The organism is Qipengyuania gaetbuli (assembly GCF_009827315.1).
Classification (GTDB): domain Bacteria; phylum Pseudomonadota; class Alphaproteobacteria; order Sphingomonadales; family Sphingomonadaceae; genus Qipengyuania; species Qipengyuania gaetbuli.
This window is the reverse complement of record NZ_WTYF01000003.1, coordinates 150,633-168,950: the sequence shown is the minus strand read 5'-3', so window position 1 is coordinate 168,950 and position 18,318 is coordinate 150,633. Positions and strand designations below refer to the sequence as shown.

The following is an 18,318-nucleotide window of genomic DNA, read 5'->3' as shown; positions in this document are numbered from 1 at the left end:
TAGACGAATCGGGCGAAATGGCAAGATGCGAGGGGCGCTTGCGCCCGCCCGGTCAACGGGTGACGTTGTAGCGCAGCTGGTCTTCGGTCAGCTGGAAGCCGACGAGCAGTTCGAAGGTCGCGCGCTGGACGGCGGCACGCACTTCGGGATCGGCCAGCGGATCGAGCGCGGCATCGGGATCGCCCGGCTCGCGCTTGCGTGTGATGCGTTCGCGCACGTCGGCGGGAAGCGTCGCATCGGCACGGTTCACGAAAGCACCCGCCTTGGCCGACGCGCTGGCGCGCTCCTGGCCATCGGCAAAGTTGAGCGTCACGGTGCCGACACGCTTGGTGACGACCGCGCTGCCACCACGCAGGACGGTGGAGAAATAGGGCAGTTCGACCGTGCGTGCGCCGCGCACATCGCTGCGGCGGGCGACCACATCGAAGCTCGCTTCGGAATAGACGCGCTCCACGTCTTCCGAGCAGGTCGATGTCAGGTTGGTGATCGCGGCCGTCACGTCGAGATCGGCCTGCGTCTTGGTGCCCGTGTTGCGGAACACGGTGATATCGCCGGTGTAATCGGGGATACCGACGGCGGGGCAGGCCGTGCGCACTGCGGTAATGCCGACCGCGTTTCCGGACACGACCAGTTCACCATCGCTCTTGCATCCCGCCAGTGCGAGACCCATTCCAAGTGCGGTCAGGAGGCGAAAGCGATTGGTCATGTCTGCGGCATTCCTCGTAAGTTCGTATTCAAAGACCCGACCGGGGCGTGCGTGCCCTAGCTTGGCGCGATGCAAAGCGCTAGAGGGGCGCGCATGAACGCCCCCTTTCCATCCACCGCTGCGGGCAACGACCCCCGGCTGCCCCTGAAGCTGCTGATTGCAGCGCCCCGCGGTTTCTGCGCCGGCGTCGACCGTGCGATCGAGATCGTGGAACGTGCGCTCCAAAAGTATGGTGCGCCAGTCTATGTGCGGCACGAAATCGTCCACAACCGCTATGTGGTCGATTCCCTGAAGGCCAAGGGCGCGATTTTCGTCGAGGAACTGGACGAGGTGCCCGACGATGCACCGGTCGTCTTTTCCGCGCATGGCGTGCCGAAATCGGTCCCGGCCGAGGCCGAGCGGCGCAAGCTCCTTTATGTCGATGCCACCTGCCCGCTGGTGAGCAAGGTGCACCGCCAGGCCGAACGCCAGATCGAAAAGGGGCAGCACATCCTCTTTATCGGCCATGCCGGCCACCCCGAGGTGATCGGCACCATGGGGCAGGTCCCCGAAGGCCAGATCACCTTGGTCGAAACGGTCGAGGATGTCGCCGACCTGCCCTTCACGCAGAATGACGACCTCTCCTTCCTCAGCCAGACCACGCTGTCGGTCGACGACACGCGCGAAATCATCGAGGCGCTTCAGGACCGCTATCCGCAGATCGTCGCGCCCAAGGCGGAAGACATCTGTTACGCCACCAGCAACCGGCAGGCGGCAGTGAAGGAAATCGCGGGCGGCTGCGATCTCGTCCTCGTAATCGGCGCGCCGAATTCGTCGAACTCGCTGCGCCTCGTAGAGGTTGCCGAGCGCATGGGCACCGATTCCCGCCTCATCCAGCGGGCCGAGGATATTCAGCCCGAATGGCTCGAAGGCGTCGCCACACTGGGCCTGACGGCAGGCGCCTCCGCACCGGAAAAGCTCGTGCGCGAAGTGGTCGACCGCCTGTCCGACTGGCGGCAGGTGAGCGAAGAGATCATCACCACCGCCGAGGAAAACATGGTGTTCAAGCTGCCCCGGCAGCTGACCGAATAGCTTGGCGGTCTACACCCATCTCGGTGCGGAAGAGCTTGCCCGGCTGATCGCCGAATACGATGTCGGCCAGCTGGTGTCCGCCAAGGGCATCGCGGAAGGCGTCTCCAATTCGAACTGGCTGGTCGAGACGACGCAGGGCCGGTTCATCCTGACCATGTACGAGCGGCGGATCGACACGGGCGACCTGCCCTTCTTCCTCGGCCTGCTCGACCACCTTGCCGAACGCGATTGCCCGGTGCCGGCAACGATCCATGATCGCAGCGGCGGCATCTACCGGCTGATCGACGGCAAGGCTGTTGCGCTGATCGAATTCCTGCCGGGCGTTTCGCCCAATGCTCCGACGCCGGCGCAGGCCCGCGCGGTCGGCGCCGCCCTTGCCGAAGTGCATCTCGCCGCGCGCGAATTCCCGCTCGACCGGACCGACGGCCTCGCACCCCGCAATACTCTGGCAATTCTGGAGCGGTGCAGCAGCGCGCTCGCCTCCATCGATGCCGACCTTCCGCGCGCTCTCGAAAAGGGCCGCGAGGTAGTGGCTGCATGGCCGGATGACTTGCCGCGATCGGTCATCCATTCCGATCTTTTCCCGGACAATGTCCTGATGCTGGGGGAGCAGGTGACGGGGATGATCGACTTCTATTTCGCCTGCAACGGGTCGATGGCCTACGACCTTGCCGTCACTCACGCTGCATGGTGCTTCGACAAGCGCGGCGAGCGGTTCGACCCGGCGATCGGACAGGCCTTGGTAGAAGGCTATTGCGATGTCCGGCCGCTGGGCGATGCCGAACGGGCGGCCCTGCCGCTGCTGGCGCAAGGGGCCTGCCTGCGTTTCGTTGCCAGCCGGGCCGAAGACTGGCTCGACACCCCGGCCGACGCGCTGGTGACGCGCAAGGATCCGATGGATTTCGTGCGGCGGTGGGATTTCTACGTCGAAAACGGCGCGCGGGTCTTCGCCTGAGCGCATCAGGCAGCTAGGGCGCGCGGCGATGAAACACGTAGAACTCTTCACCGACGGTTCGTGCAAGGGCAACCCGGGCCCGGGAGGCTGGGCCGCGCTGCTGCGTATGGGACGCCACGAAAAGGAAATGTCGGGGGGCGAGCCTCACACCACCAACAACCGGATGGAAATGACCGCAGCGATCCGCGGCCTGTCCGCCCTGATCGAGCCCTGCAAGGTCGATATCTATACTGACAGCAAGTACCTGATCGACGGCATCACCAAGTGGGTGCACGGCTGGAAGAAGCGCGGCTGGGTCAATGCCAGCAAGAAGCCCGTCATGAATGCCGAACTTTGGCACGACCTCATCGAGGTGACGGCGCGTCATCATGTCGAATGGTACTGGGTCCGCGGACATTCGGGCCACCCGGAAAACGAACGGGTGGATGCCCTCGCCAACCAAGCCGCCGACAGGGCGGCGGCCGGCGAGGGATCATAGGGTCAGCTTTCGTCGACCGTTTCGGCGCCCGGGCCGTTCTTCTTGATCGATTCAATCGCGTTCTTGGCGCTGGCCTTCGAGCTGTAGCCCTCGGTCCAGAAGATCGCTTCCGAATTGTACATGAAGTAAGCGACGAACTCGCCGGCCTTGTTCTTCTTGATCTTGAAATGGTGAGCCATCGATCTTCTCCCGTTTTTGCGGCTTCGGATGCCACACCCTAACAAATGATATGCGCTTGGCTAGGGGAAGCGGGCCGGCGAATAGAGGGTTGCATCAATTGTGCGGGTCATTTCATCGCTTGCGGCGCCCGTCAGCAGCTGGGCTGCCAGCCGCGCCGCCGCCGGTGACGTCTGGATGCCGAAGCCCCCCTGCCCCGCGAACCAGGCAAATCCCTCGACCTGCGGATCGAAGCCGTAGACCGGCAACCGGTCCGGCGCGAAGCTCCTGAGCCCCGCCCACTTGCGCTCGAGCGCGCGCACCTTCCAGTCGACGACCTGTTCGAACCGGTCGATCGCTTCGGCGACTGCCAGTTCCTCCGGCGCGGCATCGCAGGCCTCGACCGGATCCTCGTCATGCGGGCTGAGCCACACCCGGCCCGTCTCCGGCTTGAAGTAGAAGCTCCCCGCGATGTCGAGCACGAGCGGCAGGTCCGCGTCCGGTGCCGGATCGGTGCGCAATTGTGCAACGGTGCGCCGATATGGTTGGATGCCTAGGGGCTTCACCCCGGCAAGTTTCGCGACTTCGTCCGCCCAGGCGCCCGCAGCATTGACCAGCACGGCGGCGCGATAGGTTTCGCCCTTTGTATCCGTCAGCGTCCACACACCGTCGGTGCGGGAAGCGGCAGCCAGCTGCGCGCGGCACGCGATTGCTACGCCAAGCTGGCGAGCGCGACCGAGGTAATGCGCGTGGAGCCCTGCCACGTCGATGTCGGCGCAGGCAGGTTCCCAGATGGCCGAGGTCCAGCTCTCGCGCAGGCCGGGCACACGGCCTTCCAGCTCGTCCCGGCCGATGCGTTCGATCGTCGCGCCGCTATCGGCGAAGCGGGACATGAAGGCGTCGAGTTCACCGGCGTCGCTTTCCCGCCCGATGTAAAGCGCACCGCGCGGGGTCAGGAATCCGTGCTCCCGCAGGTACGCACCCGATGCGATCGTCAGCGGGACGATCTCGGGACCGCCGTAGCATTCTTCCCAGAAGGCTGCGGACCTGCCCGTCGAGTGGTAACCGGGCTGGTCCTCCGCCTCGAGCACCTGCACGCTCGCACCGGCCTCTGCTAGTTCGGCGGCAAGGCTGGCTCCGGCGATACCGGCTCCGACAATGGCAAAATCGTATGTCGTCACGATGCGGCGGGCGCCACCCGGTCAAGGAACTCGGAAACGGCATCGAGCGCGCGGTTTCGCACGGCCGGCACCTCGCGGAAAATCTCGTGATGGGCCTCGGAGCCGAACTCGACTAGCTCGCCGCGCGGCAGGCGCTCGGCTGCGCGCTTGGCCGCAGCGTGGCTGACCAGCTTGTCGTTCGCGGTGGAGACGATCAGCACAGGCACGTCGATTCCCTCCATCGCGCCCGAAGCCTCGATCGCGCGGGTCGAGGCATAAGCGCGCTCGACCCAGCCCCAGCTGCCCGGACCCATGACCAGTTCGGGACGCTTCTCGCGCCACCAGAGTTCGTCGGCATATCGCTCGCCGTCATGGGTGAGCAGGTCGCGGCGGCGTGCAGGGATTTCGCCGGGCTTCTCGCTCCATTTCCAGGCAGGCCTTGTCGGTTCGCCGACCTTGGTCATGACCTTGGCGACGCCGTGAAGCAGCGGCAGCGGCAAGGGCGGGCCGCTCATGCCGAGCATGGGAGCGGAGAGGACCACCGCATCGGGCAATACGGCACCGTCCACGAGGGCGCGCATGACGATATGCCCGCCCATGGAATGCGCGGCGAGGATATGCGGCCCCGGGGTCTGTGCCGTCCAATCGCGCCACAGGTGCGCAAGATCGTCGACCCAGTCGGAAAAGTCGCCGACGTGGCCGGTGACCGCATCGTCGCCCAAGCGGCCCGAGCCTGCCTGACCGCGCCAGTCGGCCGCGGTCACCCGCCAGCCGGCGCGGTGCCATTCTTCCAGCGTCTCAAGATATTTCTCGTAGAAGTCACCGCGCCCCGGCAGGAACAGGATCGAGCCGCGCGGCGACCCCTGGGCACCCGGCCAGTCGATCCGGCGCAATGCGTGACCGTCTGCGGCCGTCCAAACGCTCTCGTTCGCATGGGCCGGGATAGCGCGGCGGTCGATTGCTGTCCGGGCGATTTTTTCGGTGGCGTCGGGAATGATGTCCTCCGGCATGCGCGTCGATGGCATGGTTACTATTTGGTAAGCATGTTTCGGTAGCACCACCCCCTGAGATCAGTTCCGGGGGCGTGATGCACGACCAGATTTTCACCTACGTTTTGCTTGCCGCCTTGGCAATCGGCCTGCTGTGGGCAGCGGTGACCGATCTCAAGAGCCGCACCATCGGCAATCGCCTGAACCTGGCGATCGCCGCCGGCGCGCCGCTGTTCTGGTGGGCCAGCGGCCTTTCGCTGTGGCCCGGCGTTGCCATCCAGCTCGGTATCGCAGTCGTGACCTTCGCGGTCTGCTGCCTGTTCTTCGCCATCCGCCAGATGGGCGGCGGCGATGTGAAGCTGCTGACCGCGCTCGCGCTGTGGTTCCCGCCGACCAACTTCATGGTGCTGGTAATCATCATGGCGATGGCCGGTTGGGTGCTGACACTCGCCATGGGCATGTGGGGCGTTGCGCATTCGCGCGTCGTGGGCGGACGTCCTGTCCGCGATACGCTGCTGCTGGGAGCCTGCACGCTGGTCGCGGCGAATTTCGCCAGCGCCGTCCTGGGTGGTCCCAAGCTGGCCTTGCCCGATGCGATCATGGAACCGCTGGCCTCGAACGGGGCCGCGTCGATTCTGGTCGCGCTGGTGCCGGTTGCCATTCTTTCCTTCGTTACGCTGGCCTCGATCCGGATCATCCGCCGGCACGACCAGCAGCCGCGCATTCCTTACGGACTCGCCATCGCAATCGCCGGCCTGTGGGTCGCGGGCGGTGATCTCGTTGCAGACTTTTCTCGGGCCTCTTTGGGCTGACAACCCGATTTTAACCAATCGGATCGTAGAGACGGAAACCATAGCAGCCCGCCATCGATTCACGCGGGCCTTATGAGGGGGCTTAAAAGCCATGGATAGGAAGAAGCTGGTTCTGCTGGTTGGTGCGCTGGTCGTTGCGATCGGCACGGCACTTGTTGCCCGCAGCATGTTCGCAGGAGCCGCGGCTCCGGATGCCAACGCCGCAGCGCAGGTCGAAGCCGCCGGACCCAAGGTCCTGGTCGCGCAGCGTGCCCTGCCTACCGGCACCATCATCACTGCTGACGCCATCGGCTACCAGCTGTGGCCGGAAGAGCTGGTGCAGGATGCCTACTTCCTCGACGGCGAGGCCGACATCAGCAAGCTGATCGGCACCGTCGTGCGTCATCCGATCACGGCCGGCGAGCCGGTGACCCAGGGTTCGCTCGTGAGCCCCGGCGACCGCGGCTTCCTTGCTGCAGCCCTTACTCCGGGCATGCGCGCCATCACCGTTCCGGTCGATGCGAAAAGCGGCGTTGCCGGCTTCGTCTTCCCGGGCGACCGCGTCGACATGGTCCTCACCCAGACCGTGACCGGCAATGACGGCATGGCGCTGAAAGCGTCGGAAACCATCCTTCGTAACCTTCGCGTGCTGGCGACCGACCAGTCGACCACGCAGGAAACCATCGATGGCGTTACTCAGGTCAAGGCGTTCCGCACGGTTACGCTCGAAGTGACCCCGGTCATTGCCGAGAAGGTCGCCGTCGCACAGACGATCGGCACGCTCAGCCTCGCGCTGCGCGCCATCGCCGACAGCGAAGGCGAACTCGAACGTGCCCTCGCCTCGGGCGACGTGACCATCCCCGACGATGCCACGCCCGAAGAGGAAGAACGCATCCTGCGCACTGCCATGAGCCGTCCGGACGATGCCCGCGGCACCTATGTGACGGGAGGTGACGTCTCGCGCTTCCAGCGCACCACGATGCCGCCGCAGGGTTCGCGTGGCCGCACTTCGGACAATGCCGATGGTACGTTCTCTAACACTTCGCCGCGCAACTCGGCCCCGTCGGCTCCGGTCGTCCGTGGTCCGATGGTCCGCGTGACCCGCGGCAAGAGCACCGAGGCCGTTCCGGTCGCGATGCAGGGTTCGATCCACAGCATGAACAAGGCCATCGGCGACGGTGCGGGCAAGGCAGCGGACACTGTTCCGGTCGCGCTCAAGACCCTTCGCTAAGAACAAACAAGCTCAGGAAGCCATTCAGGGGGCAATTCCATGAAACGTCGTCTTTCCACCAAACTGCTGCTTGCCGGCCTGGCGATGGCGCCGCTGGCAGCCGCACCGACGACTACGGCCACGGCCCAGTCGGTTGTCCGCCCGAGCCAGGACATCGTCCTCTCGATCGGTCGCGGCGAACTGGTCAACGTGCCCGGCGCAATGACCGATGTGTTCATCTCGAACGAGAACGTCGCGGATGTGCAGGTCAAGTCGCAGCGCCAGCTCTACCTGTTCGGCAAGTCCGGCGGCGAGACCACGGTCTATGCCAGCAACGCGGCAGGCGACATCATCTGGTCGGCCAATGTCCGCGTGGGTTCGAACATCGGCAGCATCGACCAGATGCTCGCCCTGGCGATGCCCGAAGCGCAGATCAACGTCGCCACGATGGGTACCAACGTGGTTCTCCTGACCGGGACGGTGGCAGCTCCGGAAGACGCGGCAGAGGCACAGGCCCTCGTCGAAGCCTTCGTGGGTGAAGGCACCAATGTCATCAGCCGCCTGCGCATGGCGACCCCGCTGCAGGTCAACCTGCAGGTCCGCATCGCGGAAGTCAGCCGTTCGCTGGTTCGCACGCTTGGCGTGAACCTCCAGTCGATCGACAGCACCAGCGGCTTCAAGATCGGCGTCGGCCAGGGTCGTCCGGCCACGCTGTTCGCGCCCGGCCAGTCGCTCGGCATGAACGCGCGCACCAACGATGTCGGCACCAACCCGATCACGGGTGAAGACGTCATCGTTCCGGCGACCTCGATCATGGGCGCGGACCTTGGCAGCACGCTCGGCTTTGCCGGCAAGTTCCTCGGCCTCGACATCGGCGGCGCGCTCGACCTTGCGGAAACGCAGGGTCTGGTGACCACGCTGTCGCAGCCCAACCTGACCGCCCTTTCGGGCGAGACGGCGGAATTCCTCGCCGGTGGCGAATTCCCGATCCCGCTCAACCAGGGCCTCGGCAACACCACCATCGAATACAAGAACTACGGCGTCAGCCTGGCTTACACCCCGACAGTGCTTTCGAACGGCCGGATCTCGATCCGTGTGCGTCCCGAAGTGTCGGAGCTGTCGGCCCAGGGCGCGATCGAGTTCGAGGGCTTCCGTATCCCCGCGCTTATCACGCGCCGTGCGGAAACGACCGTAGAACTCGGCTCCGGCCAGAGCTTCATGATCGCCGGCCTGCTGTCGAACAACCAGTCGAACCAGATCGAGAAGGCACCGGGCCTCGGTGACATCCCGATCCTCGGCAACCTGTTCCGTTCGACCGACTATCGTCGCGGCGAAACGGAACTGGTCATCGTGATCACGCCGTACCTGGTGAAGCCGGTCAATGCGAACGACATTCGCCTGCCGACCGACGGTTACCAGAAGCCGACCGAATTCCAGCGCCTGCTGGGCTTCCGCAATGGCGACAGCAACAGCGAAGGCCCCGCCCGCCCGGTTCCGACCGTGCGCGACGCAGGCAGCGCCGATCCGCAGATCTCCTACGAGACCTCGGGCGACAACAAGCGCGTAGCAAACAAGGGCGAAGCCCGCCGCGAAGAGAAGACCGCCGCTGCAAAGCCCGGCTTCAGCTTTGAATGAGGGGACGAGACGTGACTAACGCAATCAACCGCAAGCTTACCGCTTCGATCGCAGCCTCGCTCGCCCTCGCACTGGGCGCCTGCGGCAGCTCGAACATGGAAAACCGGACGCTTTACAGCGTGAAGCAGCCGGTGGTGGAACGCTCCAACTTCGTGCTCGACGTGAACACGAATGCCGACGGCCTGCCCGTGTCCGAACAGCAGCGCCTCGCCGAATGGTTCGAAAGCATGGACCTGCGTTACGGTGACCGCGTCGCCATCGAGGATGCGACCGGTTCGGCCGCCGTCCGCGAAGACGTCGCCGTGCTCGCCGGCCGCTATGGCCTGCTGCTTGCCGAAGGTGTGCCGGTCACTGCCGGATACGCCCAGCCCGGCCAGGCACGCGTGGTCATCACCCGTTCGACCGCATCGGTCCCGGGGTGCCCCGACTGGTCGCACACGGCCGAAGGCAATGACGGCAACGCGACCAATCCGAACTACGGATGCGCCGTCAACAGCAACCTCGCTGCGATGGTCGCCAATCCCGAAGATCTGATCCGCGGCCAGCAGGGCAGCGGTGAAACCGTCGTCACCACCTCGACCAAGGCCATCAAGGCCTATCGCGAGATGGAGCCGACCGGAAAGGGCGGCCTGCCCGAAGTCAGCACCACTGAAGGGGATTAATTCATGAGCGCTTCCTGGAAATCCGGAATGCCCGGAAATCGCGATCCGTTTGCAGCCTTCATCTGCGACGAAACCGCGCTGGATGTCCTGCGCCCGGTGGTGATCGAACTCGGCTGGCAGCCTGAAAAGTGCAACAAGGGCGGCCTGCGCAACGCGATCCAGTCGCTGTCGGTGTCGGCCAGCCCGAACATCCTGATGGTCGACCTGTCGGAAAGCGGTGACCCGCTGAACGATATCAACGCCCTCGCCGAGGTTTGCGAACCCGGCACGGTGGTGATCGCGATCGGTCAGGTCAACGACGTGCGCCTCTATCGCGACCTGCTCGCGAGCGGCATCCACGACTACCTGCTGAAGCCGCTCTCGGCCTCGGTCCTGCGCGACTCGCTCAATGCTGCACAGGCGGTCTTCATGGCCCCGCGCGGCGGCGAGGCCGACCAGGTCAAGCGTCACATCTCGACTGCGGTCGTGGGTACGCGTGGCGGCGTCGGTGCCTCGACCATCGCGACCTCACTCGCATGGATCTACGCGGAAAAGCACATGCCGACCGCGCTGCTCGACCTCGACGTGCACTTCGGTGTCGGCGCGCTCACGCTCGACCTCGAGCCGGGCCGCGGCCTGACCGACGCGATCGACAATCCGAGCCGCATCGACGGCCTGTTCATCGAACGCGCCATGATCCGCGCCAACGACAACCTGGCGATCCTGTCGGCAGAAGCGCCGATCAACTCGCCGCTGATGACCGATGGCTCGGCCTTCCTGCAGCTGCAGGAAGAGTTCCGTCACGCCTTCGAGATGACGCTCGTCGACATGCCGCGCAACATGCTGATCAACTTCCCGCACCTGCTGAACGACGTGAACGTCGTGACGCTGGTTACGGAAATGACGCTCGCCTCGGCGCGCGACACGATCCGCATCCTGTCCTGGCTCAAGACCAATGCCGCGCATGCCACCCCGGTGATCGTGGCCAACAAGGTCCAGCCCGGCATGCAGGAAATCAGCAAGGCCGACTTCGAGGCTTCCATCGAACGCTCGATCGACGTCTCGATCCCGTACGATGCGAAGGCCGCTGTGAACGCCGCCAAGCTTGGCAAGACCTTCGTTGACGCGAACGGTTCGAGCAAGGCGACCGGCGCGATCAAGCAGCTGTCCTCGCGCATCATCGGCCTCGGCGACGAGGAAAGCGACGAGGCGCTGGACGTCGGCGGCAACAAGAAGTCGCTGCTGGGCAGCTTCGACATCAAGTCGCTGCTGGCCAAGAAGGACAAGGCCCAGTTCGAGAACGCGGGCGAATAAGTATCCCGGAGGCGGGTCGGCCTGGTGCCCCCGCCTCCCGGACTGACCTAGTAATCACGGGACGGGACGGAGAGACACGATGAACTTGATCCAGCTCTTGCTGGTTACCGGCGGGCTCTTCACGCTGCTCGTGCTCGGTTACGTGGCTTTCGCAGGTCCCGACGCCGGCAAGAACAGCCAGCGCCGCCTGCAGCAGCTCCGCTTCCGGCATTCGGAAAGTACCGATGCCAAGGTGGAATCGCAGCTTAAGAAGGCGATCGCGGCCCGCAAGCCCAAGCAGTTCAGGCAGGCCGGATCCGGCTCGCGCGTGGAAGCTCTCGCTATCCGGCTCGACCGGACGGGCAAGGGCTGGACGCTGAGCCAGTACGCCTATGCCTCGCTCGGCATCGCGCTCGTGCTCACGCTCCTCATCTTCCTCAAGAGCGGCGCGTTCCTGCTCTCGATCGGCGTCGGCCTGTTCGCCGGTGCGGGCATCCCGCACTTCATCGTCGGCCGCGCGATCAAGAAGCGTACCAACCAGTTCAACGTGAAGTTTCCCGACGCCATCGAACTGCTCGTTCGCGGCCTTCGTTCGGGCCTTCCCGTGACCGAGACGCTGGCCGTCGTCGCCCAGGAAGTCCCCGGGCCCGTCGGCGCGGAATTCAAGGGCATCGTCGAGCGCATCAAGATCGGCCGGACCATGGAGGATTCGCTCCAGCAGACCGCCGATCGCTTGGGCATTCCGGAATTCAACTTCTTCTGCATCACGCTCGCCATCCAGCGCGAAACGGGTGGTAACCTCGCTGAAACGCTGTCCAACCTGTCGGACGTGCTTCGCAAGCGTGCGCAGATGAAGCTCAAGATCAAGGCAATGAGCTCGGAATCGAAGGCCTCGGCCTACATCGTTGGCGCACTGCCCTTCATCGTTTTTTTCATGATCTGGTGGATCAACCCGACCTACATCGGTGCCTTCTTCGAGGATGACCGCCTGATCGTAGCCGGGCTCGGCGGGCTCGTGTGGATGAGCATCGGCGGATTCATCATGGCCAAGATGGTCAGTTTCGAAATCTAAGGAAGCAGGGAAGAGTAAACATGGAACCCGCAAGCGGCCCCACCCTCCTCGGCTTCGACGTCATCCTCGTCGGCTCGATCCTTGCCGGGATCGCGGCACTGGCGGTGTTCGTGGCGATCTACTCTGCCGTCACCATCAAGGACCCGATGGCCAAGCGCGTGAAAGCGCTCGAAGGCCGCCGTGAAGAGCTCAAGCTCGGCCTGATCACGACCAGCGCCAAGAAGCGCCAGAGCCTCGTGCGCAAGAACGACACGGCGGACAAGGTCAAGGACACGCTCGGCAACCTCAAGGTGCTGCAGCAGAGCCAGGTAGAGGACATGCAGCAGAAGCTGGCCTGGGCCGGCCATCGCAACAAGGAAGTCGCGGTCCTGCTCATCGGCTTGCGCATGGTGCTGCCGATCCTGTTTGGCGGTATCGCTGCGATCCTGCTCTATGGCATCGAGATCTATCCCGACTGGCAGTTTAAGCGCGTGGCTGCGCTCGCGCTGGCGACCTTCCTTGGCTACAAGGGCCCGGAAATCGTCCTCAAGAACAAGGCCACCAAGCGCACCGATGCGATCCGCAAGGGCCTGCCCGACGCGCTCGACCTGCTGGTCATCTGCGCCGAAGCCGGTCTGACCGTCGACGCCGCCTTCAACCGCGTCGCCAAGGAACTGGGCCGCGCCTATCCGGAACTGGGTGACGAATTCGCCCTGACCGCGATCGAGCTGTCCTTCCTCAACGAACGCAAACAGGCTTTCGACCACCTCGCCTATCGCGTGAACCTGGAAGCGGTGCAGGGCGTGGTCACCACCATGATCCAGACCGAACGTTACGGTACGCCGCTCGCCAGTGCGCTGCGCGTGCTGTCGGCGGAATTCCGCAACGAGCGCATGATGCGCGCCGAAGAGAAGGCCGCGCGTCTTCCGGCGATCATGACCGTTCCGCTGATCATGTTCATCCTGCCGGTGCTGTTCATCGTCATTCTCGGCCCGGCGGCCTGTTCGATCTCCGACGCCTTCAGTGGCGGTATCGGATAACCCGGCTACCCGGCAGAAAAGCGGGTCGTTATCGAGAGCCTGGTCGACTTCCTAGTCGGCCAGGCTTTCTGCATCGAAGTCCCCTGCATTGTCGCGCACGCGGGCGAGCATGTCGCGCAGGGCCCCCTGCTCGCTCTCGTCGAGCACCGAGAACATCTCGCGCTCGATCGTCAGGGCCAGGGGCATGATGCCGGCATGGACTGCCCTGCCCTCCGCGGTCAGTGCCAGCAGGTGAGAGCGCCCGTCCTTCGCATTAGGCGCGCGTTCGGCCAGCCCGCGGCTTTCCAGCGTCTTGCAGGCGCGGTTGACCGGTACCTTGTCCATCAGCGTGAGCTGCGAAAGCTCTCGCTGGGTCAACGGGCCGCTGTCGCCGAGCACCGCCATGATGCGCCATTCGGTGGTCTTGAGCGCGAACCGCTTGCGATACTGCTCCGCAATGCGCGTCGAGACCGCGTTGGAGGCGACCGACAGCTGGTACGGCAGGAAGTCCGCTAGGCGCTTGGCAGGTTGGCGTTTCGACATGACGCCACCCTTGCGAAGGCGGCGCGCCTTGGCAAGACCGTTGCGTCTGTAACCGTCACAAGCGTTACTATTCGTACCCGGGTTCGTCCCACCAGGGGTAAAAGTCGGGCATGTTGCCGCTGACCGTGTCGGGATAGGCGGGCGCACGCTTCTCGAGGAAGCTGGCGATGCCTTCCTTCGCATCCGCGCTGCGGCTGAGGCGGTAGATTGCGCGGCTGTCCACGCGGTGCGCCATCATCGGATGCTCGAGCGGCGAGAGGCGCCACAGCATCGCGCGGGTCATGGCAACAGACACCGCCGAGGTGTTGTCAGCGATCTCGCGGGCGATACCCATCGCGGCATCCATCAGCTCTGCCTGCGGGTGGAGCGAGCGGACCAGTCCGCGATCCAGCGCTTCCTGCGCATCGAAGACGCGGCCCGTCATGCACCATTCGAGCGCGGTCTGCATCCCGACGAGGCGAGGCAGGAACCAGCTTGAACACGCTTCCGGCGTGATACCGCGCCGCGCGAAGACGAAGCCGAACCGCGCATTGTCGCTCGCCAGCCGGATGTCGAAAGGCAGCTGCATGGTCGCGCCCACCCCTACGGCTACGCCGTTGCAAGCGCCGATCAGCGGCTTCTGCGAGTTGAACAGGCGCAGCGTCAGCCGACCACCGCCATCGCGCACGCGTTCGTCGGACAGGCTTTCCACCGGGTTGGGATCGGAGAAGACATGCCCCCCGCCCTCCGGCGTGAGATCGGCCCCGGCGCAGAACGCGCGGTCGCCATGCCCCGTCACGATCACCGCGCGCACGCTGTCATCTGCATCGGTCACGTCGAGCGCATCGATGAACTCGTCCATCATCACGCGGGTGAAGGCGTTCATCTTCTCCGGCCGGTGCAGCGTGACGATGGCCACGCCATCGGCGATGTCGAGCTTGATCTGCGTGTAGGCGCTCATTCGGATTCCCTCTCCTCTAGCGCCTACAGGATGGAACACATGGAACAGGGTCCTGGGAGGAAATACTTCCCCTCTCGCCCAGCCGGGTCCCGAGGCGCTTTTTCTCGCTGCTTTCCATGCACCACGCCTAGCGGCGAAGACAAGTGGTAGGAAAGCGTGCCCTTACCTTACCGCCGCTCGAACGCCGCGATCAGCGAGGCAAGGTGGGCCCGGTGGGCGCGCGTTTCCGCATCCGCCGCAGGCCCTGCTGCTATCGCCTTGATCCGCGCGATCCCTGCCAGCGCGGCCGAGCGCGAGACATAGTCGTAAGTCGGCAGCGGCCGCGGTCCCATGGGGGTCGGCTCCATCCCGCCGCCTGCGCCCGACGCGATACCGATCAGGCGGGTGAGATATTCCACCTGCAGGTTCTGGCGATAGGTGTTCACCGGGCCTGAGCGGTCCGCATCGAACATCACGCCGGTCAGTTCCGCCATGTAAGTGCTGACCGGATAGGCCCCGCCATAGCGGCGCGTGTCGGTAAGGCGCGTGAGCACATTGGGGTGCAGCAGATGGTCGAGCAGCGACTGCTGGACGCGCAACGCCCGGGCATGCGGCTGGGGATCGACATTGGTCCCGTACATGTCGAAGCCGCGACGTTCGACCTGCAGGCGGTTCAGCAGGTTCTCGCCAGCCGAAAAGGCATCGGGCGCAAAGGCCAGCTTGCTGACCACGCCGAGCGCGCGGCGCTGTTCGGCCACCGAGACAGGGACCAGCGGCTGCTGCGCGCCCGGCTGTCCGACGACCGAACGGTTATTGTAGACGCCCGCAATCCAGCGCGAGGCGATATTCGCCGCGCGCGCCTTCTGCCCGGTCAGGCCGTAATAGCTGTTCACCAGCGCCTGGTAGGTATCGCCGCTGTCGACCACGCGGTCGGCGAGCACGGCGAGCGTCTGGTCGACCAGCGCGGCGCGCTGCGTTGCCCAGCCGATCGGATCGTCCGACAGATCGTCGATCATCACGCGCGGATCGATATGCGTGCCGGGCGAGCGCATGTCGTCGGCATCATTGCCATAGACCAGCGCCGGTTCGGTCGAGCGCGCTACGATGGCAGTCAGCAGGCTTTCTTCGGGCGTATAGCCATACTGGATGGCCCAGACATCATAGGGGCCGGGCCGCGCAATCGCGAACTGGCCCTGTGGCTGGCCCGATGGCGCGATGTTGATCTCGGTGTAATCCATCACCGAATTGGTCGGCAGGGCCGAACTCGATCCAAGCGAGGACAGCGGTATCGAATACGAGGAGCGCATGTTGTGCGTCAGGCCCAGCGTGTGGCCCACCTCGTGCAGCACGAGATAGGCCAGTTCCTGCCTCAGCAGCTCGTCCAGTTCGTCATCGCTCGGCCCGCGCGCCGCGAAGACGGAACGTGCGGCCATCATCTTGGCCTGCAAATCGGCGGCAAGCGTGCAATTGGCGGCATGACGTCCCATGCCCGGAACGGACTTTCCGTAGGAAGGCAGGCCCGCCGTTTCGAAGATCTCCGACTGCCATATCCGGCTCTTCAGATAGATGAATTCCAGCATGATATCCGCGCCGATGATTTCGCCCGTGCGCGGATTGGTGAAGCTGGGGCCGTATCCGCCGAAGGGGGGCGTCGGCGATGAAGTCCAGCGCATCACGTTGTAGCGGACGTCGCCTGCATCCCAGCTCGCATCGTCAGGCTGGATCTGCACCTCGATCGCGTTGGAGATACCGGCCGCCTCGAATGCTTCGTTCCAGGCCAGCGTCGCGTCGCGGATTGTGCCGCGCAGTTCCATCGGCGTGGTGTTCTCGATCCAGAAGGTGATCGGCTTGACCGGGTCGGATACCGCCGCCGACGGGTCCTTCTTTTCCAGCCGCCAGCGGTTGATCACGTCGCGGTAGGGCGCATGCTCGATCGATGTCAGGTCGGTCTTCTGGTTGGTGAAATAGCCCACGCGGAAATCGTCGGCGCGCGGTTCGAAACCAGGAGCAGGCATCTTCAGGAAAGAATGCTGCACCAGGATCGCGACCGACCGCGCATCGGTGATGTCGGCACCGCCGAAATGGAACGGCTTGGGATTGTCGAAGACGTATTCGACGCGGATGTCGGTGTTGTCGGGGAAATTGGCGAAGGTGGAAATCTGCGTCTTGTCTTCGGACAATTCGCCCAGCGCGAAGGCGGAGCCGGGCTTGTCGTCGGGCGACTGCCAAGGCCTGATCTGCGACAGCGCTTCCTTTTCCAGCAACGCGTCTGCGGAAATCAGGAACTTGCGGCCATCTTCGCTGGTGGCGGCAATCTTGACGTTGCCGATGGGCGCGCGGGCAATGTTCGCTTCCGAAGCGCGGGCGAGCGCGCTGTCGGGATCGAAATAGAAGCTGGTGTTGACCGCCTCCACTTCGACGCGGTCGTACTTCTTGTTGAAGGTGACGATGCGGTTGTCGCGGAAATTGCCGCGGAAATGGTTGGCCTCGACCGGGCCGTTTTCGGTGTAGGTGAAATAGATGAACTCGCTGCCCAGCTGGTCGGCGTCGAGTTCGAGATAGACCTCGCCGGTCTTGGGATCGCGATAAAGCGGGAAGAGGCCGTCGGTCTTGCGGAAACCTTCGACGAACTGGGCGAGCGTCTTGGCCGCTTCTTCGCCGCCTTTTTCCTTGGCTTCGTCCTTGTCCTTGTCCTTGGCCTGCGCCGTGCCGGTTGCCAGCAGGGCAGCGCCCAGGAACAGAAATGCCTTCTTCATCGAAATCCCCCTCGTGCCGAGTCCCGGCGCGAAGTGATCGGCTTTCGCGAAGAAAAAGCAAGCGATTAGACGGCGAGGCTAACCCCTGAAAAGCAAGTGCCGCCCGCCCCTTGCGGGACGAGCGGCACTGGATTTTGCCTGTTACCGGAAACGCGCTTAGCGCGGCGCCATGCGGATCGCACCGTCGAGGCGCACGTCCTCGCCGTTGAAATAGCCGCACTCGATCATGGTCATGGCGAGCATGGCGTATTCTTCCGGGTTGCCGAGACGCTTGGGGAACGGGACCGAAGCGGCCAGCGCTTCCTTCACCTGCGGCGGGGCGGCGTTCATCAGCGGGGTGTTGAAGATGCCCGGCAGGATGGTGTTCACGCGGATGCCTTCCTGCATCAGGTCGCGCGCGATCGGCAGGGTCATGCCGATGACGCCGCCCTTCGACGCGGAATAGGCGGCCTGGCCGATCTGGCCGTCTTCACCGGCAACCGATGCCGTGTTGACGATGGCACCGCGATCGCCGTCTTCCGACAGCGGGTCGAGCGTCATCATGCCGGCAGCCGACTTGGCGATGCAGCGGAAGGTGCCGATGAGGTTCACCTGGATGATGAATTCGAAGGCGGACAGCGGGAAGTGCTTGATCTCGCCCGTCTGCTTGTCGCGGCTGGCCGTCTTCATCGCGTTGCCGATACCCGCGCAGTTGACGAGGATGCGTTCCTGGCCGTGCGCTTCACGGGCCTTGGCGAAACCGGCATCGACGTCTTCGTCGCTCATGACGTTGACCTTGCAGAAGATGCCGCCGATGTCCTTGGCGACCGCTTCGCCCTTCTCTTCGTTCATGTCGAAGATGGCGACCTTGGCGCCCTTGGCCGCCAGCGCGCGGGCGGTGGCTTCACCGAGGCCCGATGCGCCGCCGGTGACGACTGCGGGGGTATTGGCTGAAACTTGCATGGA

General features: G+C 64.6%; 18 protein-coding genes. 10 read left to right on the top strand and 8 right to left on the bottom strand.

Going from position 1 to position 18,318, the window contains the following annotated elements; all coding sequences use genetic code 11:
* Positions 1–52 precede the first annotated feature (52 nt).
* Complete coding sequence (locus GRI42_RS01025) at positions 53–706, bottom strand: hypothetical protein (protein WP_160606214.1); 654 nt, start codon at positions 704–706, stop codon at positions 53–55.
* Between the two features lie 93 nt (positions 707–799).
* Here GRI42_RS01025 and ispH point away from each other — a divergent pair, with 93 nt between their 5' ends.
* The 3 genes from ispH to rnhA are packed head-to-tail and all read left to right on the top strand — an operon-like array spanning position 800 to position 3,210.
* The gene (ispH, locus tag GRI42_RS01020; protein ID WP_160606213.1) at positions 800–1,777 is read left to right on the top strand and encodes a 4-hydroxy-3-methylbut-2-enyl diphosphate reductase; all 978 of its coding nucleotides are present in this window, start codon (positions 800–802) and stop codon (positions 1,775–1,777) included.
* Between the two features lies 1 nt (position 1,778).
* Positions 1,779–2,732: a homoserine kinase gene (gene thrB, locus GRI42_RS01015; RefSeq protein WP_160606212.1), complete on the top strand. Its 954-nt coding sequence runs from the start codon at positions 1,779–1,781 to the stop codon at positions 2,730–2,732.
* A 28-nt stretch (positions 2,733–2,760) separates the two neighbouring features.
* On the top strand, positions 2,761–3,210 hold the full coding sequence (gene rnhA, locus GRI42_RS01010) for a ribonuclease HI (protein ID WP_160606211.1): 450 nt from the start codon (positions 2,761–2,763) through the stop codon (positions 3,208–3,210).
* A 2-nt stretch (positions 3,211–3,212) separates the two neighbouring features.
* Here the strand turns inward: rnhA and GRI42_RS01005 are convergent, their stop codons facing one another.
* Genes GRI42_RS01005 through GRI42_RS00995 form a run of 3 tightly spaced genes read right to left on the bottom strand, consistent with a single transcriptional unit; the run spans position 3,213 to position 5,551 of the window.
* A complete protein-coding gene (locus GRI42_RS01005) occupies positions 3,213–3,389 on the bottom strand; it encodes a YegP family protein (protein WP_160606210.1) in 177 nt (58 codons plus the stop codon).
* Between the two features lie 60 nt (positions 3,390–3,449).
* Entirely contained in the window at positions 3,450–4,547 is a 1,098-nt protein-coding gene (locus GRI42_RS01000) for an NAD(P)/FAD-dependent oxidoreductase (protein WP_160606209.1), read from the bottom strand.
* Positions 4,544–5,551: an alpha/beta hydrolase gene (locus GRI42_RS00995; RefSeq protein ID WP_407692146.1), complete on the bottom strand. Its 1,008-nt coding sequence runs from the start codon at positions 5,549–5,551 to the stop codon at positions 4,544–4,546. The genes GRI42_RS01000 and GRI42_RS00995 overlap by 4 nt, the downstream gene beginning before the upstream one ends.
* 62 nt (positions 5,552–5,613) lie before the next feature.
* Here GRI42_RS00995 and GRI42_RS00990 point away from each other — a divergent pair, with 62 nt between their 5' ends.
* The 7 genes from GRI42_RS00990 (at position 5,614) to GRI42_RS00960 (ending at position 13,176) form a co-directional block, all read left to right on the top strand.
* A complete protein-coding gene (locus GRI42_RS00990; protein ID WP_160606208.1) occupies positions 5,614–6,327 on the top strand; it encodes an A24 family peptidase in 714 nt (237 codons plus the stop codon).
* A gap of 91 nt (positions 6,328–6,418) precedes the next feature.
* The gene (gene cpaB, locus GRI42_RS00985; protein WP_160606207.1) at positions 6,419–7,537 is read left to right on the top strand and encodes a Flp pilus assembly protein CpaB; all 1,119 of its coding nucleotides are present in this window, start codon (positions 6,419–6,421) and stop codon (positions 7,535–7,537) included.
* Between the two features lie 39 nt (positions 7,538–7,576).
* Positions 7,577–9,151: a type II and III secretion system protein family protein gene (locus tag GRI42_RS00980; protein ID WP_160606206.1), complete on the top strand. Its 1,575-nt coding sequence runs from the start codon at positions 7,577–7,579 to the stop codon at positions 9,149–9,151.
* Between the two features lie 11 nt (positions 9,152–9,162).
* The gene (locus tag GRI42_RS00975) at positions 9,163–9,813 is read left to right on the top strand and encodes a CpaD family pilus assembly protein (protein ID WP_325065276.1); all 651 of its coding nucleotides are present in this window, start codon (positions 9,163–9,165) and stop codon (positions 9,811–9,813) included.
* Positions 9,814–9,816: 3 nt separating this feature from the next.
* Positions 9,817–11,106 (top strand): pilus assembly protein CpaE, encoded by a 1,290-nt coding sequence (locus GRI42_RS00970; RefSeq protein ID WP_160606204.1) that lies wholly within the window; start codon positions 9,817–9,819, stop codon positions 11,104–11,106.
* A 79-nt stretch (positions 11,107–11,185) separates the two neighbouring features.
* On the top strand, positions 11,186–12,157 hold the full coding sequence (locus GRI42_RS00965) for a type II secretion system F family protein (RefSeq protein ID WP_160606203.1): 972 nt from the start codon (positions 11,186–11,188) through the stop codon (positions 12,155–12,157).
* A gap of 20 nt (positions 12,158–12,177) precedes the next feature.
* On the top strand, positions 12,178–13,176 hold the full coding sequence (locus GRI42_RS00960; RefSeq protein ID WP_160606202.1) for a type II secretion system F family protein: 999 nt from the start codon (positions 12,178–12,180) through the stop codon (positions 13,174–13,176).
* A 51-nt stretch (positions 13,177–13,227) separates the two neighbouring features.
* Here GRI42_RS00960 and GRI42_RS00955 read toward each other — a convergent pair whose 3' ends face one another.
* From GRI42_RS00955 to GRI42_RS00940, 4 genes are all read right to left on the bottom strand, one after another.
* Positions 13,228–13,698, bottom strand: a complete 471-nt coding sequence (locus GRI42_RS00955; protein ID WP_160606201.1) for a MarR family winged helix-turn-helix transcriptional regulator — start codon at positions 13,696–13,698, stop codon at positions 13,228–13,230.
* 67 nt (positions 13,699–13,765) lie between these two features.
* Positions 13,766–14,638, bottom strand: a complete 873-nt coding sequence (locus GRI42_RS00950) for a crotonase/enoyl-CoA hydratase family protein (protein ID WP_160606200.1) — start codon at positions 14,636–14,638, stop codon at positions 13,766–13,768.
* A 167-nt stretch (positions 14,639–14,805) separates the two neighbouring features.
* A complete protein-coding gene (locus tag GRI42_RS00945) occupies positions 14,806–17,373 on the bottom strand; it encodes a zinc-dependent metalloprotease (protein WP_160606199.1) in 2,568 nt (855 codons plus the stop codon).
* 156 nt (positions 17,374–17,529) lie between these two features.
* Positions 17,530–18,315, bottom strand: coding sequence for an SDR family NAD(P)-dependent oxidoreductase (locus GRI42_RS00940; RefSeq protein ID WP_160606198.1), 786 nt, complete (start codon positions 18,313–18,315; stop codon positions 17,530–17,532).
* Positions 18,316–18,318: the final 3 nt, after the last annotated feature.